This window comes from Tenacibaculum mesophilum (assembly GCF_003867075.1).
Lineage (GTDB): Bacteria > Bacteroidota > Bacteroidia > Flavobacteriales > Flavobacteriaceae > Polaribacter > Polaribacter mesophilus.
The window spans coordinates 1817137-1830973 of the sequence record NZ_CP032544.1 but is presented as its reverse complement, the minus strand read 5'-3'; the positions used below and the strand labels follow the sequence as shown (position 1 = coordinate 1830973).

Sequence of the window (13837 nt, the reverse complement as noted above, 5' to 3'; positions counted from 1 at the left end):
AAATTACTGTTGAACGTATTCACTATGCCAAACAGCATCTTCAGGACCATCTCCTTTGTGTCCATCTAGTTGGATAACAAAGCTTTTAGCAGGAAAATAAGGAGTGATATGAATATCTAATAAAACACGGTCTTTTTGATTTTGATCTTGTTCTATTTTTATAACCTTAAAACGCTCAATTAGCTTAGTAGGTCCTTGAATATCGTCTAAGAATTTAACTATTTGGCGACGTAAATCAGCCTCAGTTCTAGAGCTCCAGTTTTCAAAAGCTCTTCTATTTAAAAAGTCAAATAAAACCTTTGTTATGTGATCGAATACTCTTACAACAGAGTAAGTTTGTAAACCTAAGTTGTCTCCGTTAAATAAAGTCTTGGCTGAAAAAGCCATTACTTTACTATATTCGTTAACCATAGGAACAAGTCCCATTTTTTCAATTTCTGAAATTTCACTCTTTTTAAGATCGAATCGTACACTTTCTACCTCATTAATACCTCCAAATTTTTTACCTGCTACTACTTGAGACATTAATGTGTGATATATTTTACCAGCCAAAGCAGAAGATGGCGGAACGTATAGGTTGTCTTCTTCACCCACGGCATCTTCTTTTTTTCTTCCTAGTAGCCAGTTACAAGTCATTAAAGTGTTTGATTTGTGAATTTCGCCACCAGAGTGATTTGCATTTGAGAACATGTCAACAATGTCGTCAGGTGTTTCAAGATCTTGGAAGTCTGTTAATAAAACAGCTTTGTTGTCATGTGCTATTTTAGACCATTTGTCTAAGACTACGTTAGATCCTAAATAACCAGGAACTACTAATATAGAGTAGTTGTCTTTTAAATCTAATCTATCAAAGTTTTGTTTAAACTCATTTGATACATAGTCTATAAAAAGAGGATTTTCTAAATCTTTTAATTGACTTAAATCGGCATTTAAGATGGTGATGTTTTTTACTTTGTCTTTTTCGGTGTTTTTGTAGAATAAAGCTACTGATCTATAAGAGGTTTCTAGTTCTTTTGTTTTTTCTAAGGTTTTCTTAAGATTGTAATTTAAAACACTTTCTATGCTGGTAGATTTTTCTTTTGCAGTATCACACATTGATTCGATACTGTCACTACTTTTAAGAATTTCTAACCAAACAGAAAGTCTGTTTTTTAAGTTTTTTCTTTCTCCTTTCCACTGCTCGTCGTTTAAAAATAGACTTTTTCTAGCTTTTCTTTTTGGGTTCAAGTTAGAGTAACCATCAACGATGTTTTCGATAAAAGAGAAACCACCGTACTCTTTTATGCCATCAATAGCGTTAGCTACTTCTTGACTAGGGGATTGTTGTTTAACTACTTCCGATTGCTGCGTTTTTACTTTTGTAGACATAGCTAATTATGTTTTTTTTGGTTTTATTGTTCGGCTTGCTCGATTTCTTTAATTGACTCTTCTAAAATTTTGATAAAGGTATCTTTTGTTTCAGGGTTACTAAGTGCTTTCATTAGCGCTCTGTTAGAAGATAGTTGTCTTGAAATTCTTAGATACTGGTCTTTTTCTATATCTAGCTTATTTAAAAAAGAGCTATTAGCCTTAATGTTCTCAACATTAAAATCACCTAAATTGTTGAAATTTAAAGATTCTTTAACGTCGGCGCCATTTTCATCGGTGTGTTCAAGATTCACTGAAGGTGAAAACTTCTCGAATACAGCTTCGATTGTGTCTAAACCATAGATAGCTTCGGGGGTTGCAGGAGCTTCGTCGGTAAGTTTTTGGATTAATAAAGTTTTGTTGGAAGAAATGTTTGCGATTGATTCATTAGCATCAACTTTAACTTCATTGCCTCCAATTCCGTAATTGTACATTGCCATAATAATTTTTTTTATTCTGCTACGAATCTATTAAATATTTGATAAAAAAAATTATTTTTACAGAAAAAAATTAAGGAAAAATGAATTATTTGAAGATCCCCCTAGACTTTTCCAGTATAACAAAAAGAAATAAAGAAAATAATAGATTGGGGTGTACACTTGAAGAATCCATAGCTCAACACCTCATGATAATTGCTACTTCAAAACAAGGTGAGGTTTTTGGAAGACCGAATTATGGTTCCGATATTTGGGATTTAGAATTTAACCAATTGGTTAAAATTAATAAATGGGAAGAAAAAGTTAAAGATTCTTTATATTATGCCTTTGTTGAGTATGAGCCAAGACTCAAGGATATTAGAGTTAGTGTAAGGTTATCTGAAATAGATGATGATGCTGAGACTACGGATGTTCATGTAAGAAGAAAAGCAGAAATTAAAGTATTTGGTACAATTATAGAAACCGATGCGCCATTTAATTTTGCTACACTTTTTTACATTAGTCCTTTATCACAATAAAAAAAATAAAAATAGCAATGAGAGACGAATATTTTATGAAAATTAAAAATCGAATGCTATTGCGTTCGATGGAATTATGGGGCATTAAAGATAAAAGGAGTGTAGATCCTATTTTAGACTTGCTTTTACATACTTTTGCTTATGAAATATCAAAATTACACCAACAAATAGATGTTTCAGATAAAGAATTATTAGATAGGTTATCCAGAATTTTGGTAAGTAACAAGTGGTCCTTACCATCACCTTCACATGCTTTATTAAAAGCTCAGCCGGAAGACGATACGACACAATTAAATGTTTCAGATCATTTTTATTGCTCAAAGAGAAGATTTGGAGAAGATAAGTTAGATGTTTTTTTTACTCCAATTATTACAAAAAAGCTAATAAATGCATCTGTTAAATATTTAGGGTACGATGATAAGTTGTTGGTTTGTGAAAACCGATTTGGTAACATGGAGGATGCTCTTTATTTATCTGAAGAAAAGAAAATTAAAGATTACGAACTTTGGTTTGGTGTTGAAATTTTAGATGATTTATTGGAAGAAACTAATAATCTATCTCTTTGTTTTATACTAAAAGATACTTCGCTTTTACCTTTTTTAAAAACAATGAAGGTGTATGATGTTGATGAGAATGAAATGTTTCTAGATAAGGAAGTTTTAATAAATAACAACAAAGAAGTTCACTACTTTGAAGATGTAATTTCTTTTTATGAAGACTGTTTTTATACTTTAAATTTAAATGAGTCTTGTAGACAACAAAAAACAATAAATGAATTATTTGGAGAGCAAACTGATTTTTTTATTGAGCCTGAAGATTTAGATAAAAAGCTTTTATGGTTTAAAGTAAAGTTACCAGAAGTTTTTTCTAGAGAGAAACTACAAGGAATAGAGGTAAGTTTAAATACTTTTCCAGTAGTTAACAGAAAGTTAGAGTATAAACAACATAACTTTAGAAAAAATGGAAGGATCTTATCGGTACTGAGTGAAGGTGAAAACTACTTTTTAAATATAGAAAGTTTAAGTGATGATAAAGGAAATAGTTATAGTAACGTTATAGAAAACTCTACAGAAAGTCTTGAAGGGGGTTATTCTCTCTACTTTGGAGACATAGGAAGGTTTGATACAAGAAGTGCTAAGATGATGTTAAGTAAAACTTCTCAAACTGTAAGAGAAGAAGGTAGTGCTTTTTCTGCAATAGGGTATGATATTATTCAAGCATATTTAGATGATTTGCATGAAAAACTAGATGAGATTGATAAGAAAATTCATTTAGAATTTGGTGAGGTTAATGCAAATAATAACAAAACATTTTTGTTAACCTATCCACATAAAGATGCCTTTAATTATGAATTTCAGTATTGGTTAACTAATGCAAATCACGCAAATAATATTAATACTAGTTATACTTTTAATCAGTATAGAACAGGTAAGTTTATTGATAGTAAAATAAAACTCAAAACAGATACAATAGGTGGGCATATAAGAAAAGAGGAGCACGACAAAATAAATGGACTGCGCTATGGGTTACTTACTAGAGAAAGAATTGTAACTAGAGAAGATGTTAAAAGTTTTATAAACAATAAAATAGGGCATTTTGTTGAGAGCCTTTCTATAAAAGATGGTGTTGCAATATCAAAAGAAAAGAAAAAAGGATTAATTAGAACTACAGATATATACATAAAAACTAAGAGAGAGTTAATTTCTGAAGAAAAACAAAACCTTTTCAGTTATTATCTTGAAAAAGAATTAGAAAAAAGATCAATATCAAATATAACATATAAAGTATTTTTTATAAAAAAATGATAGAAAAAGATTACAGTTCAAGTGCTTTATCAAGCATAAAAAGAGCTAAAAGTATTGCTTACAGAGAAAATCAAAGTACCTATGGTGTTAGTCATTTAATAACATCGCTAATTAATGAACCAACTGGTTTAGAAGAGATTATTGATAGCATGGGTAAAGATGCTAACTATATTCTTGAGTGGTTTGAGGTAATGAAAGAAATGTATAAGTCAACTCCGCTAAAAGCTTCTGGAGATGTAAATCCAGACCATGAAGTTGCTAAGGTTTTCGAAGAGTCTGAACGTTCAAAAATTAAATTAGGAACGGAAAATATTGATGCCTTATGTATTTTTACAGCAGTTGTAAGAGAGGGAGTTGTGTATTCTGGACAACAAATAGAAACATTAGGTATAACAGAACAAGATATTTTAAATCATTACAATGCTAATACTCCTACTTTTTTAGAATCAAATGTTAAGGAAAATATTTCTGCAATAAGTTCCTATATCGAAGACCTTCAAACAGAAGAGGTAATACAAAAAGGAAACTTAATCTTAGGTAGAGAAAAAGAAGTTCGATTGATTTTAGAAAATTTTGAAAGATCAGAAAGCAAGGGAGTTATTTTAGTAGGAGATTCAGGCATAGGAAAAACAGCAACAGTAAACTACTTTGTAAGAGAATTGAGTAATAGTACAGATGAGTATTTGAAAAGTCACTTAGTATTCAAACTCAATGTCCCAAAATTATTAGCAGGAGCAAGCTCTGAAAATGATGTAAATAAGAAAATATCAGAACTATTTGAGAAATTAGAGTCTATTGATGCTCCTTCCATATTAGTTATTGATGATCTTCATGTATTGCTTGAAAACGCATCAGGAAAAACCAATGCTATTGTTAATATTTTAAACGCTCAATTAAGTGAAGGGCGTATTAATATGATTTTTACAATTAATTCAGATTCATACAGGAAAAATCTTGAAAGACACCCTATAGATGGTAAGTTAGAAATATTGAAGCTAGAGGAATTAGGTAGCCTAGAGATGTTAAAGTGTTTACATAGACATAAAAAAAGGTTGGAACTACATTTTGATATTAAAATTTCAGATAGAGCAATTGAGGAATCTATACATCTTTCAAAAAGGTATTTTAAGGAAAAGAAGTTACCTTATGGTGCAATAGATTTAATAGATAAAACTGTGGCAGCTGTAAAGATGAGCAACGCTACGGTATTAACAGAGGTTAGAAAAATAGAAAAAGAGTTTAATGAAGTTAAGGACTCGGAAAAGTTTGAATTTTCAGATTTACAATTAATCTATAATACCATTTACAGAAAAGTTAGTGTAATTCAAACCTCAAAAGTAACCAAGTCATTTAATTTAGTATCTGATAATCCAGATTTACAAGAAGAAATATCTAAGGTAGATGAATTCTTATCTATGCTAAAAGAGCTAGCTAAGACTCCAATCGATACTGTAAGTGAAATAGATATTGAAGCTGTTGTTTCTGAAATTACAGGTATTCCTTTAGGAAAAATTCAAACAGAAGAAAAAGAACGTCTTTTAAATATAGATAAAAAGTTACAAGAAAGAGTTAAAGGGCAGTCAAACGCTATTCAAACACTCTCTGATGCTATTATTGAATCGCGAAGTGGACTTAGTAACCCTAAACAACCAATTGGTTCTTTCTTCTTTTTAGGGCCTACTGGAACAGGAAAAACTGAATTAACTAAATCATTAGCAGAGTTACTATTTGATGATGAAACAGCAATGATTCGTTTTGATATGTCTGAATTTAAAGAGGAACATTCAGCAGCACTACTTTATGGAGCTCCTCCGGGTTATGTAGGATATGAAGAAGGAGGGATGTTAGTAACAAAAATTAGACAGCGTCCATATTCAGTAGTTTTATTTGATGAAATTGAAAAAGCTCACAGTTCTGTGTATGATGTTTTTCTACAATTAATGGATGAAGGAGTAATTCATGATAAATTAGGAAGAGAAGGAGATTTCTCTAATGCGATTGTCATTTTTACATCTAACATAGGTAGTCAATGGATTGCTGAGCAAATAACAGGAGGAAAAATTCCGACCTCAAATGAGTTAATAGAGGTAATGGCACAACACTTTAGACCAGAATTTTTAGGGAGGTTAACAGAAGTAGTTCCATTTGCGCCAATAAATCAAAAAGTAGCACAAGATATTTTAGTAATACACTTTAATAAACTAAGAAAGCAATTAGAACAACAAAAACAAATAGTGTTAGATATTTCTGATGAAGCTTTAGAGTTCTTGTCAAAAAAAGGATTTTCTCAAAAGTATGGAGCTAGACCCATTGCAGGAGTTGTAAGAACATACGTGAAAAAGATAATATCTAAAATGATAGTTTCTGAACAGGTAAATAAAGGAGATCATGTACTATTAGATTATAAAAACAATAATCTTGTATGGGAGCTAGTGTAAATGAAAATGATACCGTTATAGACGAGCTTGTTCGTAATATGACATCTAATTTTATAGGTGAGGTTTTTATTGAAGAATTAGAGTTTTTATTAAAAAAAGATGTCTCAGAAGTATTAATTGTGAAAAATCACGGTATGAATACTAGAGCTCAATCTAAAGATGTTTTGTCTATTAATTCAAATTTTATTGCTAAAGACACAGGGTTTGAAGAGAACTTAGTAGTAAATTTAAGTAGAAATAGTATATATCATCAGTTACCAGAAATATTATTTTACCCTCTTTCCTTAGGGGTTAATTCAGATAATAAGAAAGAAGTAGTTGATACAATTCGTAGAAATAGGGAAAAAGAAAAAGGAGATATTAATTTTTTTACACTATTTGATACAGAAATATTTAAAGAAAGAGTTAGGATTAATAATAGAAGCTTAAACTTTTTTTCAGACAAAAAATCAAAACAAAACCTATTAAATATTTTTAAACAAATTATAGGTTTTGATATAGAAATATCAGATGAGTCATTGTATAAACTATTTCTTAATTTATGTAAGTCTGAGTTTTTTAAAGAGAATTTAGTCGAGTTAGAAAAACTAATACAAATTGTTTTAGGCTTAAAAGTAGAGCTTAGTTATATACCTTGTGCTATAAAAGAATCTCCTTTTTTAAGTTTAGGAGATGCTGTTTTAGGAGTTGATCTGGGTTTAAGTGGTGAGGTTTATAGTGAGATAGATGATGTTAAAGTAGTTGTGGTATTAGAAAAAGAAGTAGAAAACTTTAAAGTTTTAGAAAAAAGTGTTTTACAAATAAAGGAAGTGTTAAACTTCTTTTTAATTTCCTCAAGAAAAATTCATATCACTTATAAAACAAACTCTGATCAATCTTTTGTTTTGTCAGAAAGATTTTTAGGGTATGATTCATATTTAACTAAATAAGAAAAGAAAAAGTTATGAACATAATAATAGTATATTTTTTAAAATTTCTTTTAGCACCATTAATAGCTATTGTTTCTTTAATGGTATTAAATAACATAGTAAAAGCAAAAAAATCGTTTAATATAAAAAAGGCAATAGTCTTGGTTTTATTGCTAACTATAGTTCTAGTAGCCCCAGTTTTAATTAGTTTATTAAAATATGAATTTGTTTGGGTAGGGTTGATACTCACAGTTTTGTGTTATCTTTTTATAGGTGTGTTTTTCATGCTTTTTCAAAATACAAAGTTTTACAAATCTATAGGCCTAGATAATAAATTCCATACACTATTTTTTGCTTTTATAGTAATGCTTCTTTCAGGGTGGCTGTATTATCTAATTTTTGAAAAAATAAGTAATTTACCTTACGCACTTTGGGCAATGTTATCAATAATTTGGTTTGTGTTACCATTACTATACACAATGTCTTTAGAATACTTTTTAAACATATCAAAACCATTTTATAAAGCCTGGAATGTTTCAGATAATGGAGTTAGTGATATGTATTGGGATAATGTAGACGTTTTTAAATTAATACAAGTAACAGTAAAAATTAAAAGAAATCCAGAAGATAAAAACTACAGTTCTTTTTCAGTAAAGTTACCCATGGAGGTATCAGTAGGTATGTGGTTTAATCGATTTATAGAAGATCAAAACTTTAGATTTCCTGATAGAATGATTGATACTTATTTGGAGGGAGAGCCAATTGGTTGGATTTTTTACACAAACAAATGGTTTAATTTTCCTCTTTTTACAAAAGTCTTAGACGCTGAAAAAGACGGGAAGTTTAATAAAATAAGGAATAAACAAACTATATATATAAGAAGAACTGCATTAAACACCATTGAAGATGAATAAGAAAAATAATAAAATGAATTACTTACCAATAAATTGGACTGACGGAGTAAAAATATCTGCAGAACATTTTTTTAAAAATTATAACAACACAATTGAAACCATAAAAGACTACAATTCGGTTTCTCTTAAAAATTATGAATATGGATTAGTTGATGGAGGAACTAATTTTGAAAACCTACAATTAGATGTTTTAAACGATGGAGATAACTCTTTAGTAATAAAACTGAAATCTTGTAACGCCATCACAGAAAAAGGATACAGGATTATGTATCACCGAGATTTGTATGGGGCAAATTCACCATCAGTAACATTAAAAACATCTGATTTTGATAAAACAGAAAGCGAAGAATTTTATATAATGCTTTCGCTATCTCCATTTGAGTATTTACCAGTAGGTATTCCAGACCCTGAAGTTATACCTTTACATCATCCTAATGTATTACCTAAATTAGAACTACATACACTTCCAGTTTCAAAAATTAATACTAGCTTTTTAAAAGAACACTTTTTGGTTATAGGAAAGGTGTTATGGACAAATGGATTGTTTTCTATTGATGAAAGTTATGTGCCTCCTGTTGTTAATTTAACATCTAATGAAAGGTTAGAAGGATTTGGAAAAGGGTTATTACAAATGCTTATTAAGTCTAAAAACTATTCGATTAAAATTTTCAAAAAAAATAATGGGCAAAAAAGCAGTAATAAATTAGTAGCCAATACCTTTTCAATTTGCAGTAAACTGCAAGAGTACTACAGTGATAATATTTTTAATTTAGAAAATATTTCTACTAGTAGATCACCTATGTATTTGGTTGATAGATTAGTGGTGTTAGCAAATAAGCTTTCTATTTGCTTGAGTATTATGGATGATAAAGAGAAAGAGCAATTACTACAATATTATTATCAATGGACAGACATTAAGCCTTCTGTTTTCCTTGATGCAATAGTTGATGCTGTAAACGTTAAGTACAACCATATTGAGATAGCAGAAACGTTTGATGTGCTAAATAGGTTTGTAGTTATGTTGGAGCGCGTATTTAAAAAGATGAGTGAACTAGAGTATATAGGACAAAGAAAAGATAATATCGTAATTAATGAAGAGTCTGGAGCGCAATTCAATAGAAATAGAGGTAAAAATAGTACTTGGAGTATAATTGATTAATATAAATTTCTTATGAAAGCTTTAAATCACAAAGAAAGGAGAAAACAAATACTTAAGTTTTTTGCATCATTCTCTTTAACAGCAGTAGTCGTATTCTTTTGTTTATATGTAACTTTAATTATAGCAGAAAAAGGAGTTGTTTTAATTGAGAGTAAACAATCTCATTACAATGAAGTTTTTAAAAAACAAGCTATGTTAAATTTTAAAATGGAAGAGCTTTTTAAAAACCTATATAGTTTAAAAAATAAAAGAAGGAATATTGGAGAGTATAGGCAAATGCAGAAGATTATAACTAACACCAGAGTAGAAATAAGACAAAGTATAGATAGTACAAAAAAAGAAAACAACTATTACAAAATTTACGGTGAGTTTTTGTCTGAAATAAGGAATATACAATCACTTCTTGAAAATTATAACAAAGAAGTTAATACAAGAGAAGCCAATAAAGAACAATTAGAAAAGTGCAGAGAGAAATATAAAGATTTAAATAAAAATTTAAATAAAGAGTAAGCTATGGATAAACATGAGATTTTTTGGGAAAAAATAAGGTTTTCTCTTTTGTTTATAATAATTTCTACAGTAGTGTTTATAATACTAACTAAATTTATATTTAAAGTGCCTGTAGTAGAAAGTAAAGAGCTGCTAAATAGTATTGACGCTTCAGAAGAAATTTTTGATATTCAGGAAGAATACACAAAAAAAATAAAAAATACACATAAAAAAATTCAAGAAATACCTTTTGATGTTATTCAAATTCAGGTATTAGACGAGTTAGATAAGGAAATTCAACAATACAAAAAAATTTATAGAGATAACGATATGAATAATAGATATATATTCGGAGTTCAATCATCAAAAACGCTTAAAATGTTTTTCGATTTGAGTGAAGAATACAATGCTTTAAAAAGGAATAATAAAGTTCTGAAAGAAAATCTAGAAGAATGTAAAGCTAATATTTAAATAAAAGAATATGTCTAATAAATTTAAATTATCAGCTTTAATTTTTATAGCTTTATTAGTATTAATACTGGCCATATTTGCACCTTATAAATCAAGACTCAGTAATTTAGATTTTTACGTGTCTGAATCTAATAGTAACTACCAGTTTGAAGTTGGTGAAAAACTGTTTTTCCTTTTAAATGATACGAGTTTAGTTAAAGGAAGAAAAGTGGTGTGGCATATGGGAAATGGAGATTCTATAGTAAAACCAGGAAATATCGATTATAAATACCGTAAAGAAGGTAAGTATTTAGTATCAATAAAAATAAATGATAAGTTTACTGTTTCAAAACAAATAGGTATAGTTTCTTTACCAAAACTATCACCTAGAGACTCTTTGGTAACATTGCATGGCGTTGATGAAGGTTATGTAGGAGAAGAATTAGTGTTTTTTACCGAGGGAAAAGGAATAAATACCTGGTATTGGGAGTTTGGAGAAACAGGTACAGTTGATGCTTATGAAGAACAAGTAATTTACAGATATAGTAAACCAGGAGACTACAGGGTAAAACTTCAAACAAATACATTAAAATACCCAATATTTCATAATATAAAGATTTTACCAAGATTTGAAAAAGTTGAGGAATTAGAAAAAGTAGACTCTTTAGGGGTTGTGCAAAATGATATTAGAAAAAGACTTCAAGCAATAGCAGATAGCAAGGTTACAGATAGAGGAACTTTTTATAAAAACTTAAATTATATAAAAAATAACTATACATGTAATCAAGCAGAAGACATACTTGTAATTGTTAATGGAGGAAGGTATAATGACTTTTTTAGTTACTGCCAAGGTTTACACTATTTAGAAAATAAGAAAAGAAGCAAAATAATTATAAATAAAGTTGAAATAGATACAATTAAATGTTTCAAAAGATTAAATGTAACACAAAGTTTACTAAGATAATAATGCAAAAAAAAATAACACTTTTTATTTTTTTGCTGTTGCTATATTCCTTCCCTATTGTATCACAAACTATAGGGAAATATGAGAAAGTAAAAGAAGTAAAAACTGATAGGTTTAACTATCTAAAAAAAGCAAAAACGAAGCACGATGCTTCGTTAAAAATGGTCTTTTCAGATAGAGAGGAAAACTCTTTTTATAAAGGACCATATGTGCAAGAAAAGTTTAAGAAAAAAGGATTACTTACTCCGTTGTATGTAATTGATGAAAAAGAAAATTCGTATGAAGTAGTAGTAGCCAACCCAGATCAAATAGGAAAGCCCAAAGGATTGTTTTCTATGTTCTATGGAGATAAGTTTAACTTTAAAGATTCAGAGCAAGTAGAATATTTAGGATGGATTCCTGCAAGTAATGTAATAGAGTATAATCATTCGTTTTTAGAAACATGTAATAATAAACCTATAAAATATAAGGTAGGAACAGATAAAACGTTACGACTTTTTGATTTGAAACCACATATGGAAGTAGACTCTGTAAATGTGTTTAAAGATCCCTTTTTTAGAACAAAGTCAAACAAAAAGTTAGTGTCTAATCAAATTGTATACCCTTATAAGTATGATGAAAAAGGGAAAGCAGTATTTGTGTCAGATAAACCCGTTTTAAAAGACTCTATTTCTCAAACAGTAGGTTGGATACCATCAAACTTAATTACACGTATTGGACAAAGTCAAGTATATGTTATAAATGACACTGATAGTTTATTGGCAGTTAGTAATAAAGATACAATTCAACTTACAGGTGAAGATGTATTGTCTAAATACTTATATACAGGATATAAAAACTTAAAAACAGATGTTACTAAAGACTTGATAGCTCCAGTACATGTTTGGAATCATGATAAAAATAAACTTATTAATGTAAAAGGAAATAGCTTTTATACAAAAGAAATAAAATTTATGAAAGAGGAGTCGAAGGTAGTAAACTTCCATTTTATTTCTAAAAATGAGGAAAGCGAACATCTAAAAAAAATATTGAACTCATTACAAAGTTTATACATAACCTTATTTCAAGAACCTACTGAAGCTCAATACAGTTTTTCTGCAATTTTAGTCGATAAAAAAGGAACAGCAATATTAGAAAAAACAAGCTCTTTTTCAGAGTGGATTAGCTTTGTTGAATCTTTTATAGAAAGTAATCAAAACAATTTAGCTGTAGAATACGTTGAAAAAACAATGTCTATTCCCAAAGCAGTAAATTATGTAATAGATAATTTTTCAGATGAAAATAAGCGTTTTGAAAACAATTTCTTCATCATTGCTTCAAGCAAAGAAAACACGAATGATATTAAAAGGCAAAAAGATACTTTTTTTGAAAAAATAGCTAAAAAATCACCTAAAATTATTTTTGCACAATTAGACAATAATCAAAGTGTAAGATCTCAGAATTATATATTAGGAAGCAAAGAGTTTTTGTATAAAACAGGGATATATTATAATGAATTTATCAAGAATTTTATTGTGGATAATGAAATTATAGTAGAAAACAATATCCTAAAAAAGATACCTGCTGATGAAGATAATATTTATGTGTACGATGCTCCAGATAATAGCCTTTTTAATGGAGGCGTTATTTTTCCAAGAATAGAAAGTTCATTAACTCCTCTATCTTTAGAAAAAGCGATAGATACTGTTTTAAAAAGATCTACATTAACAAATAATAAGCTTATATCCTCGTTAAATTACTTTAATAAAAAACTAGGAGTTTTAAGAAGTGAACCAAGCACAACGATAAAAACAAGATATAAAGAGTTAAATACAGACAGCTTACGTCTTTTTCAATTAAGCAGAAACAATTTACATGAAGTATTGTACCAAAAAGTATCATTACTTAACGATAGTATAATAAAAAAAGGCTATGTCTTAGATAAAGATGAAATTATAGAATTAATAGAAAATTATCGCAGCACATTTCCTCAAATGGCAAAACCCATTACAAGAAAAAAGCGAAGAGTAATAAAACGATTGTACCAAAAACAAATAAAAATATTAAACAAAGCTGCCTATAGATATGTTTTAAGTAGAAAAGCAACAATAGCAGATTTATTTTACTTTAAATCAGGAATTCCTTTAAATCATGAAGGATATTACTGTTTAGGAATATATAAATTGCCAAGAAAAAGAGTAGGAAAAAATGGTTTTGAAAAGTTTTATTTTCAACAATATGAAAAAATAGATAAATTAGAAGAATTATTTTTAAAAAATAAGTTGCAAAAAGTAGAAGAAGGTTATAGAAGTGAAGTGTACTTCATACCTTTAGAACTATTGCCCTAGTTAATAGCTAGGAAGAACCCG

12 protein-coding genes are annotated in these 13837 nt (G+C 28.8%); 10 read left to right on the top strand and 2 right to left on the bottom strand.

The genetic code is table 11. The features are described 5' to 3' along the window. Nucleotides 1-3: 3 nt before the first annotated feature. Together D6200_RS08385 and D6200_RS08380 are read right to left on the bottom strand one after the other, a co-directional pair. On the bottom strand, nucleotides 4-1368 hold the full coding sequence (locus D6200_RS08385) for a DUF5458 family protein (RefSeq protein ID WP_047790406.1): 1365 nt from the start codon (nucleotides 1366-1368) through the stop codon (nucleotides 4-6). 23 nt (nucleotides 1369-1391) lie between these two features. Next, nucleotides 1392-1847, bottom strand: coding sequence for a hypothetical protein (locus tag D6200_RS08380; protein WP_047790407.1), 456 nt, complete (start codon nucleotides 1845-1847; stop codon nucleotides 1392-1394). 80 nt (nucleotides 1848-1927) lie between these two features. On the opposite strand from D6200_RS08380, the gene D6200_RS08375 reads away from it, so the two are divergent. Genes D6200_RS08375 through tssR form a run of 10 tightly spaced genes read left to right on the top strand, consistent with a single transcriptional unit; the run spans nucleotide 1928 to nucleotide 13816 of the window. Continuing rightward, entirely contained in the window at nucleotides 1928-2362 is a 435-nt protein-coding gene (locus D6200_RS08375) for a GPW/gp25 family protein (protein WP_047790408.1), read from the top strand. A gap of 17 nt (nucleotides 2363-2379) precedes the next feature. Then, nucleotides 2380-4167, top strand: a complete 1788-nt coding sequence (locus D6200_RS08370; protein WP_125064404.1) for a type VI secretion system baseplate subunit TssF — start codon at nucleotides 2380-2382, stop codon at nucleotides 4165-4167. After that, complete coding sequence (locus D6200_RS08365) at nucleotides 4164-6605, top strand: AAA family ATPase (protein WP_073184335.1); 2442 nt, start codon at nucleotides 4164-4166, stop codon at nucleotides 6603-6605. Before D6200_RS08370 ends, D6200_RS08365 begins: the two co-directional genes overlap by 4 nt. Then, nucleotides 6590-7534, top strand: a complete 945-nt coding sequence (locus D6200_RS08360) for a hypothetical protein (RefSeq protein WP_073184337.1) — start codon at nucleotides 6590-6592, stop codon at nucleotides 7532-7534. Before D6200_RS08365 ends, D6200_RS08360 begins: the two co-directional genes overlap by 16 nt. 14 nt (nucleotides 7535-7548) lie before the next feature. Beyond that, a complete protein-coding gene (locus D6200_RS08355; RefSeq protein ID WP_047790412.1) occupies nucleotides 7549-8427 on the top strand; it encodes a TssN family type VI secretion system protein in 879 nt (292 codons plus the stop codon). After that, nucleotides 8420-9586, top strand: coding sequence for a hypothetical protein (locus D6200_RS08350; RefSeq protein ID WP_047790413.1), 1167 nt, complete (start codon nucleotides 8420-8422; stop codon nucleotides 9584-9586). The genes D6200_RS08355 and D6200_RS08350 overlap by 8 nt, the downstream gene beginning before the upstream one ends. Nucleotides 9587-9598: 12 nt before the next feature. Then, nucleotides 9599-10096: a type VI secretion system TssO gene (gene tssO / locus D6200_RS08345; RefSeq protein ID WP_047790414.1), complete on the top strand. Its 498-nt coding sequence runs from the start codon at nucleotides 9599-9601 to the stop codon at nucleotides 10094-10096. Nucleotides 10097-10099: 3 nt separating this feature from the next. Next, nucleotides 10100-10546: a type VI secretion system TssO gene (tssO, locus tag D6200_RS08340; protein ID WP_047790415.1), complete on the top strand. Its 447-nt coding sequence runs from the start codon at nucleotides 10100-10102 to the stop codon at nucleotides 10544-10546. A gap of 10 nt (nucleotides 10547-10556) precedes the next feature. Continuing rightward, nucleotides 10557-11489: a PKD domain-containing protein gene (locus tag D6200_RS08335; protein WP_073184339.1), complete on the top strand. Its 933-nt coding sequence runs from the start codon at nucleotides 10557-10559 to the stop codon at nucleotides 11487-11489. Nucleotides 11490-11491: 2 nt separating this feature from the next. After that, on the top strand, nucleotides 11492-13816 hold the full coding sequence (tssR, locus tag D6200_RS08330) for a type VI secretion system protein TssR domain-containing protein (RefSeq protein ID WP_125064402.1): 2325 nt from the start codon (nucleotides 11492-11494) through the stop codon (nucleotides 13814-13816). Nucleotides 13817-13837: the final 21 nt, after the last annotated feature.

Excerpts from the sequence above, each read along its gene's own strand:
- D6200_RS08360 (WP_073184337.1), top strand. The coding sequence starts at position 6,590 with ATGGGAGCTAGTGTAAATGAAAATGATACCGTTATAGACGAGCTTGTT.
- D6200_RS08385 (WP_047790406.1), bottom strand. The coding sequence starts at position 1,368 with ATGTCTACAAAAGTAAAAACGCAGCAATCGGAAGTAGTTAAACAACAA.
- D6200_RS08365 (WP_073184335.1), top strand. The coding sequence starts at position 4,164 with ATGATAGAAAAAGATTACAGTTCAAGTGCTTTATCAAGCATAAAAAGA.
- tssO (WP_047790415.1), top strand. The coding sequence starts at position 10,100 with ATGGATAAACATGAGATTTTTTGGGAAAAAATAAGGTTTTCTCTTTTG.
- tssO (WP_047790414.1), top strand. The coding sequence starts at position 9,599 with ATGAAAGCTTTAAATCACAAAGAAAGGAGAAAACAAATACTTAAGTTT.
- tssR (WP_125064402.1), top strand. The coding sequence starts at position 11,492 with ATGCAAAAAAAAATAACACTTTTTATTTTTTTGCTGTTGCTATATTCC.
- D6200_RS08355 (WP_047790412.1), top strand. The coding sequence starts at position 7,549 with ATGAACATAATAATAGTATATTTTTTAAAATTTCTTTTAGCACCATTA.
- D6200_RS08380 (WP_047790407.1), bottom strand. The coding sequence starts at position 1,847 with ATGGCAATGTACAATTACGGAATTGGAGGCAATGAAGTTAAAGTTGAT.
- D6200_RS08335 (WP_073184339.1), top strand. The coding sequence starts at position 10,557 with ATGTCTAATAAATTTAAATTATCAGCTTTAATTTTTATAGCTTTATTA.
- D6200_RS08375 (WP_047790408.1), top strand. The coding sequence starts at position 1,928 with ATGAATTATTTGAAGATCCCCCTAGACTTTTCCAGTATAACAAAAAGA.
- D6200_RS08350 (WP_047790413.1), top strand. The coding sequence starts at position 8,420 with ATGAATAAGAAAAATAATAAAATGAATTACTTACCAATAAATTGGACT.
- D6200_RS08370 (WP_125064404.1), top strand. The coding sequence starts at position 2,380 with ATGAGAGACGAATATTTTATGAAAATTAAAAATCGAATGCTATTGCGT.